Source organism: Ureibacillus sp. MALMAid1270, from assembly GCF_049202975.1.
GTDB lineage: Bacteria > Bacillota > Bacilli > Bacillales_A > Planococcaceae > Ureibacillus.
This window is the reverse complement of the sequence record NZ_JBMIRP010000001.1, coordinates 1-7089: the sequence shown is the minus strand read 5'-3', so window position 1 is coordinate 7089 and position 7089 is coordinate 1. Positions and strand designations below refer to the sequence as shown.

Annotated in this window: 8 protein-coding genes; 2 read left to right on the top strand and 6 right to left on the bottom strand. The window is 35.0% G+C overall.

All coding sequences use genetic code 11. From position 1 onward, the window contains the following. Positions 1 to 92: 92 nt before the first annotated feature. Entirely contained in the window at positions 93 to 1532 is a 1440-nt protein-coding gene (gene ltrA / locus ACOQFO_RS00040; protein ID WP_421687686.1) for a group II intron reverse transcriptase/maturase, read from the bottom strand. A 749-nt stretch (positions 1533 to 2281) separates the two neighbouring features. Next, a complete protein-coding gene (locus tag ACOQFO_RS00035; RefSeq protein ID WP_421687685.1) occupies positions 2282 to 2527 on the bottom strand; it encodes a hypothetical protein in 246 nt (81 codons plus the stop codon). A gap of 368 nt (positions 2528 to 2895) precedes the next feature. Between ACOQFO_RS00035 and ACOQFO_RS00030 the strand changes: the two genes are divergently transcribed. Then, complete coding sequence (locus ACOQFO_RS00030; protein WP_421687684.1) at positions 2896 to 3591, top strand: hypothetical protein; 696 nt, start codon at positions 2896 to 2898, stop codon at positions 3589 to 3591. Between the two features lie 358 nt (positions 3592 to 3949). Here the strand turns inward: ACOQFO_RS00030 and ACOQFO_RS00025 are convergent, their stop codons facing one another. Beyond that, positions 3950 to 4189 carry a hypothetical protein gene (locus tag ACOQFO_RS00025; protein WP_421687683.1) on the bottom strand — a complete coding sequence of 80 codons (240 nt, stop codon included), beginning with the start codon at positions 4187 to 4189 and terminating at the stop codon, positions 3950 to 3952. Further along, positions 4186 to 4905, bottom strand: coding sequence for a hypothetical protein (locus tag ACOQFO_RS00020; RefSeq protein WP_421687682.1), 720 nt, complete (start codon positions 4903 to 4905; stop codon positions 4186 to 4188). Before ACOQFO_RS00020 ends, ACOQFO_RS00025 begins: the two co-directional genes overlap by 4 nt. A 219-nt stretch (positions 4906 to 5124) precedes the next feature. On the opposite strand from ACOQFO_RS00020, the gene ACOQFO_RS00015 reads away from it, so the two are divergent. Beyond that, positions 5125 to 5241 (top strand): helix-turn-helix transcriptional regulator, encoded by a 117-nt coding sequence (locus tag ACOQFO_RS00015; protein WP_421687687.1) that lies wholly within the window; start codon positions 5125 to 5127, stop codon positions 5239 to 5241. 188 nt (positions 5242 to 5429) lie between these two features. On the opposite strand, the gene ACOQFO_RS00010 is transcribed toward ACOQFO_RS00015, so the two are convergent. Beyond that, positions 5430 to 5927: a DinB family protein gene (locus tag ACOQFO_RS00010; RefSeq protein WP_421687681.1), complete on the bottom strand. Its 498-nt coding sequence runs from the start codon at positions 5925 to 5927 to the stop codon at positions 5430 to 5432. An 86-nt stretch (positions 5928 to 6013) separates the two neighbouring features. Beyond that, positions 6014 to 6472, bottom strand: coding sequence for a GNAT family N-acetyltransferase (locus ACOQFO_RS00005; RefSeq protein WP_421687680.1), 459 nt, complete (start codon positions 6470 to 6472; stop codon positions 6014 to 6016). Positions 6473 to 7089 lie beyond the last annotated feature (617 nt).

Sequence of the window (7089 nt, the reverse complement as noted above, 5' to 3'; positions counted from 1 at the left end):
AATAGAGTAGGGTGACCATTTTCATGGCCACCCCCTCATCAAACCGTACGTGCCCTATTAAGGCATACGGCTTACCAATGTGTTTAATTGAATTAATAAGTTGCTAATCTATTGGCGTAGTTCATTTTCCTTACACGTTCAGGATTGAAATATTCTTGACCTTTTTCCTTCGCTCTTTTCAGAGCGTTTTCATATTTCTTTTTCCCTTTTTGTTTCATGTAATTAATGTAATCCTCAGTTGTATGTCCATATTGTTGACCGTAATAATATTGGAACGATGGTACTAATCCTATGCGTGTGAAGTGTTCAATGGTCCATTTTGAAGACATAGCCCAACCTTTCCTTTGACTAGGATGTTTGTGTATCATGGCTACTCTAAGTCTTCTTCTAATATATCCATCAATTTGAAGTAACTCATTTTTGAATGTATTAAAGAAACATCGAGAGTTCATCCCATACTGTTTGTTGGCTTGTATAGCTTTCCAGATAGTTAGGAAATAATTCACTTTTCCACGTATGATTGAATTTACTCGTTTCACCCATACTTCTTGGCTGAATGTTAAATATTTCTTAGTCTTTTCCTTAATCTTAGTTTTGAAATCCTTCCAGGTTTCATTCTTGGGGTGTGCAAGATAGTAAGGACTGCCGTCCTTCTTACGTCTTCTCCAGTGCCCAAAAGTAAATCCTAGAAAGTCAAAGTCATCGTGACGAAAATCTATAACCCTAGTTTTCTTCACAGAAATTTCTAGACCTAATTCTGAAAGTTTCTCCTTTGTTGCTTGTTCTGCTTTTAAGATAGTTTCTTGCGTTTGGGCAAAAATAAGAAAATCATCCGCATATCTTACAAATCGGATTCCCTCGAGGCTATCTAACATCCAGTCAAGTTCATTTAGGTAAATGTTAGCTAATAATGGAGAAATCACTCCTCCTTGCGGGGTGCCAGAGTCATTATTGTTGTATTTTCCTTCCTCCATATATCCTGCTTTTAACCATTTCCATATCATATCGAGGACAGTGCCATCTGCAATATATTTATTTAGTACTTTCATTAGCTTTTTATGCGGGATGTTATCAAAGAAACCTTTAATATCGCAGTCATAAATATGATTGAAACCTTGTTCGATATTCCACATGATAATTTGCATAACTCGCTCGGCGCCTAAATTCGGTCTATATCCACATGACCATTTATGAAAAATTCCTTCTTCAAATTTTGGTTCTAGTACGTTCACTATTGCCTGTTGAACAATTCTATCCTCAATATTTGGTATACCCAATGGTCTTCGGCTTCCATCTTTCTTTGGTATATAAACTCTTCTAACCGGTGAGGGTAAATACTCTTTCTTTCTCAGTTTCGTTAGAAGGTTATCAAGCCTTTCTTCAGCTTTCGCTTCAAAGGTTTCGATTGTTTCCCCATCAATACCGCCGGCTCCATTGTTCGATTTAACTTTTGTCCAAGCTGTCAACAGTTTACGGTCAAACAATATTTGTCCATAGATACTATGCCATTTAAATTTCAATTCATCATTCAAACTATTTCACACCTTTCATTGTGTACATTCAGTTTCGTTTATACCGAAGTATCGTATTCTGTTGGCATTACACACTTTTAGCGACGTGAAGCCACAAGGTCACTCCCCTTCCGTTCCATATATGTTTTGGTCATATATGTACTTCCGTACTATGAGAGTGTCTGACTTCTTCATTTATACAGTCAACTTCGGATACCCTTATATGACTATATCCTTTCGGTTAAAATGAAGATCTCACGGGGTCATCGCACCATCCTTCCAAACATACCCAGCACCAATACTCGATAAGCTACCACAACCCGGCTGATTCTCTGAATTGTAGTCCTAGTAGGGGTTTCCTGTTATTTTCGGACAGTCACCAACTTACCTAGCCGCCGTACTTCACACTTATTGCATTTGGGTCTGCTTGTCCAACTACGGGTCTCTCGATTTTCCGCATCTCCTTCAGACACCACCTCACGGTGATGCCCTAGATTAGTCTTCTTTCGGTTATATCAGCATTCCGAAGGAAGGACTTTCACCTTCTAGATGATGAACCTTCTGGGATTCGGGAGTTGTTATTACCGCGGTTACATCCTCCAACCTTTAACAGTTCATCCTGTGCAGTAGTTGCACATGGTGCGACTGCCCGTCGCACAAAAAACTAGAACCATTCTTCTCGGTTCTAGCCCTAACAATCTAATATCCTCTATATTCAATTTTTGAAATCAAGGAGGGACACTTTTACTGTCCCCAACGTCCCACTATAATTATTCAAACTCACCCTTGTTATACATACCAATCAAATAATCTCGTACATATTCTCTGCAACTATCCGAAAGAGTCGATCTTTCGGGATGAATTAAATCCCCGTATGGCATACCATCTAGGAATCGAACTTCCTCTTCAAAATTATTACCTAATTCAGCATCAAATCCTACAAGTTTTACATAAATAGTTTTGTGATCTGTTGTAATAAAATCAATAATACTAATACGATGATGTTTTTCCTGCATGACTTTTCCTCCTATGTAAATGGGACAACGGGGACAGGTTTTCTGTCCCACTTCGGAAGCAACTTTTGATAAGGTGCAATGTCTCGATAAAGAGACATGTTAAACTGCCCACCTTGTTCCAAGTTCACCCTGGGACACATTTACTGTCCCCAATGTCCCACCTTCACCCTGGGACACATTTACTGTCCCCAATGTCCCACGATGGGACACTTTTACTGTCCCCAATGTCCCACCCTCACCCTGGGACACTTTTACTGTCCCCAACGTCCCAATCCCCCCACTCCCTTGTCCCATGTTATGAAATCTATTAAACTGTAAATGAATAAACATAATTTCTATTATTTAACATATGATAGGAGGTTTAGATGATGGAAATTTTGAGTCAATTAGCAGAAGTGAACTTAACTGAAATGCTAGCAGCTAGTTTAAAGGATAATCTGGGGCTCCACCTTAAATGGAGATGGGATGAGAATTACATCGACGGACAAGACCATGGACTATATTATGTAGAAATAATAAAGAATGCAGCCAATGCCGAATTACTAAAACAATTTATGTATGAGTGGAATCCAATTTATGAGCAACTATGCCTGCAGCATGACTACATATCCTTAAGAGCAAAACTCGTTACAAAAGATTCATATGACTTAATAAACAATTTAGATGAATACTTACATGATGCCCATGTACCTTATATAGAACTTTGGATGGATTCAACTGAACGTGGTCAAATTATCGCACAACTGGACGACACCCACTATGAAAAATGCAACATCACCAAAAGTCATATGCATTACCTAGCGATCAACATAAGTTCAACCGCAGAACTCTATAAACTAATCGAACAAAAAATGACCCAAAATGGAATCTTGACCAACTCCACCTCAGATCAATCACAATTACAAATCAATCAAAGCTTCCAAATCCTTAACCGTGCACTCAATCAATACCGCGCAAAACAAGAAAATGAAATCATCTTTTGCCTAATTGGCAAATTAGAGGATTTATACATATGGTTAAAGGGTTTGTTTACGGCAGTTCAGTGGGACAACAGGGACAGGTAAAGTGTCCCACTTTCCAATTAATTATATAAAATTAATCCCATTTTGAACTCTTTCTGTTAGAAGCCACCAGGAGTTGGGTAATCGTTTATTACATTATTGAATTTATTATTACATTCTAGTGGATTTGCAATTAAATAACTCTCAAATTATTTTTCTCTTTCCTAGAATGAACTACCTTAAATCAAATGCTACATTATAATAGTATTATTCTAAATAATAGAGAGTGTCATGGGTTAATCTGTTATAATAACCTATAACTTTTTGGTGTAATACAGACACCTATTCCCCACATACTAATACTTCAAAAAAATAAATGAGCACTCTATTAAAAGAATACTCATTTTGTAAGAATATAACATTATATTGATTTTCTGTTTTGTGGACGCGGCATAATTTTCTCAGACTCAGTAAGAAGTCTATCAATTGAATCAATGTTTGCAGTCATAGAATCTTTAAATGCCCCTGTTTTTGCTTCTCTTATGATAAATTTACCTGTTTTTCGCAATTGCGTCTTACCAAATTTTCTTCCAGTGATTAAGGGGGATCTTTTTACGACAATAGAACCTTGTTTTGTATAATTGACTGATTTATTACTCATAATATCCCTCCTATCATTGATTTAAAAAACTTAAAGAAGTATTCCTCTTCTTTAGTATTTATTATAGCACTTTCAATCTCTTCTACGTAAGCTATAACATTTTCACTTCTCCAAGATATATCTAGAGAAAAGTGTAAACAAAAAACAAAGTTGCCTACTGGTTCGGTTAAATAAATCGTTTGCTTTTCTTCTCTAAATGCAATTATTCTTTCTCCTTTGGTAAATGCTTCAACTACAAATATGTCTTCTTCATCAACCGAAAAATATTCGTCGGCGGATATTTCACCTGCAGTCCCTATAAGATGCAAAAACTTTTCTTCATTATGCTCCTTATATAGATAAAGTGATGCCCCAAAACATTTTATTGTATTTACTATTGTTGGATTAAAATCTGTTGCTTGAATTATATCTCTAGGCTGTTTAAGAAATTTGATCCCCTTTTCCAAAAAGTTTGACCAACTATTTACATTATATTCATGGGTATGAGCATGACTATCCATAATAAAGTTTTTTTCATGAAGAAGTTCTAAAGTATAATCTGCATAACTTAATAAATACGATGCTTGTTTCTTAAGTTGAATAATTCGATCTTTTTCTGCGATTAAATTAACTACTGATCGAAATGAGGTACTTAACATTTGTGATATTATCTTTGCATTACCTGGTGTATCAGAAAAGTCAAATTCATAAAGCCATTCTCTATTGCTATAAACCAACCCTCTACAGTGAATACTGAGATTGTAGTCGTGGAATTTACATCTTGTAATAAACTATATGCAAATTTCTCCAAATCATCTTTTTGCTTCTGACTCAAAAACTGTACATAGTTTTTAATTTTTAGAATTTCTTTAATAGCCTCTATATTTTTTAGTGTTGAAGGTTATTGCTTCAGTCCTTTTACATGAGCGTAAGAATACTGGAGATGATCTTTTGTTATCCGAGAGGGAAAAAGAGGTTATTCAACTTGTAAAAAAGGCTATACGAATCCCGTGATAGCTCAAGAATTAAATATAACAATTAACACGGTCAAAAAACACTTACAAAATATATAGAAATATGGATTCAAAAACCGTACACAATTGGTGCAAAGATTGTAACTATTAAACTAATTACAAAACAAAAAGTGCCAATAGTAACCACTTGATCCCAAGCTGGTTTCTATTTGACACTTTCTTTAAATTTCCGTGCTTAAGTACAGTTAAACTCTCAATCACTCTATCACCATATAAAAGCAACAGCATTATCCAACATTACTTCCCTTTAAAAACTCCACAACTTGTCCCTTATGGTGCTCATCATGCTCAATAAATTCCTTAACAATATAAATAAGCGAATAAAGTGTTCCGGTATGTGGATCGTGAGTTACACCGTGTACAGCAGTTGGTTTGACTAACACTTCAGTTGGTAATTCCTTAAGTTTTTGTACAAGTAGATTTCTTGTATCCTTTGTCTCTTCAAGTAGTATTGATTTTGTTATACCTGATTTTGCGTAATCAGAAGCCTTTTTATTGAAGGAGTTAAATTCAGGAAACTCGATTCCTCCACCGTTCTGTACAGATGGAATCACTTCGGATATTAGGTAATTATCCCAATTCATGAGATGGGCAATGATTTCACTAATAGACCATTTCCCTTCTGCGATTGGTTTAGACCATAATGTTTCATCCAGATCCTCTAATGTGTTTAACCATGACGTAAATTCACTAAAATCATCAATAATCTTTGTTTCTTGAATCATATTGAATTCCCCATCCCTTTGTTAATTAAGTATATTATACCATAAAATAACAACGAATCAAACACATGTTCCTATTCCAACATTAATCAACGCTCCACAAAATAATCCATAACTCTTTCATCCTCAAGCATCTCATCCGTCACAACAAACCCAAGACGCTTATAAAACTCGATTGCAGCTGAATTTTCAGGCACGACGGATAAACGAATTCGCTCACAATCTGGTTTTGCGGAAAGCATTTTAATAACTTCTTGCATTGCACGTTTTCCATAACCTTTTCCTTGGAATTGTTCGCCGATCATAAATCGCGGAACCCAATGACGGTCATATGGCTCATTCTCTTCGATATGCTCAATCGCCACTAGCCCCACTACCACATCACCAGCGCAAATCGCATAAGGTGTAAAATTCTCATCGACATAAGCCCATGCAATCGAAGCAATATTTCTCGCCACAAATTGCTTCTGATCTTCGGCAACTTCGAGCTTTACACAATCTCTAATATTTTCTTTCGTAATTGGTCTAATTGAAATTTCCAGTTCCATAAAAAATCCTCCAATATGTCTTTCACGAATAAAAGTTGAGAGTATCTGTTTTAATTTTTCGTTCGATATTAACTACGAAAATCTATAAATAAATTCCCCCGCAATTTTTGCAATAAATATAGGGTTATAGGGAAAAGTTATGATGCAATTTCTTTCGTTGTAAAGATACAATATTGAAACTTCTTCCAATAATCAGGCACAATAAGGGATTCATAATACTAGGAGTAATAGTATAATTGGAATTTTTCAATAATTTATTTAAAACTAAATATACAAAGACATTCCCTTATTATTAAACACATATAAAAAAGAAGCGACACAGTTAAATTATACCATGTTGCTTCTTTTATTAGTGTTTTAGGATAATTGAATTTTATTTTGTATTTTAGAATATAATAAATTATCCAAATAAAAATATACATATTTGGAGAAATAATAAAGAATTATTCTAATTCACAGACTGTAGACAAAGTCGATTTTTTCGACTTTGTCTACTATTTTTGATTTGAATCAAATATCCAGAAATTAAGTTACAATCTAAAAAAACCTTTAATATCAGTATTTGTCGAGGTATACCAGATTAAAAAACTCTTTTAAAAATATAAAAAGAGCGTCAG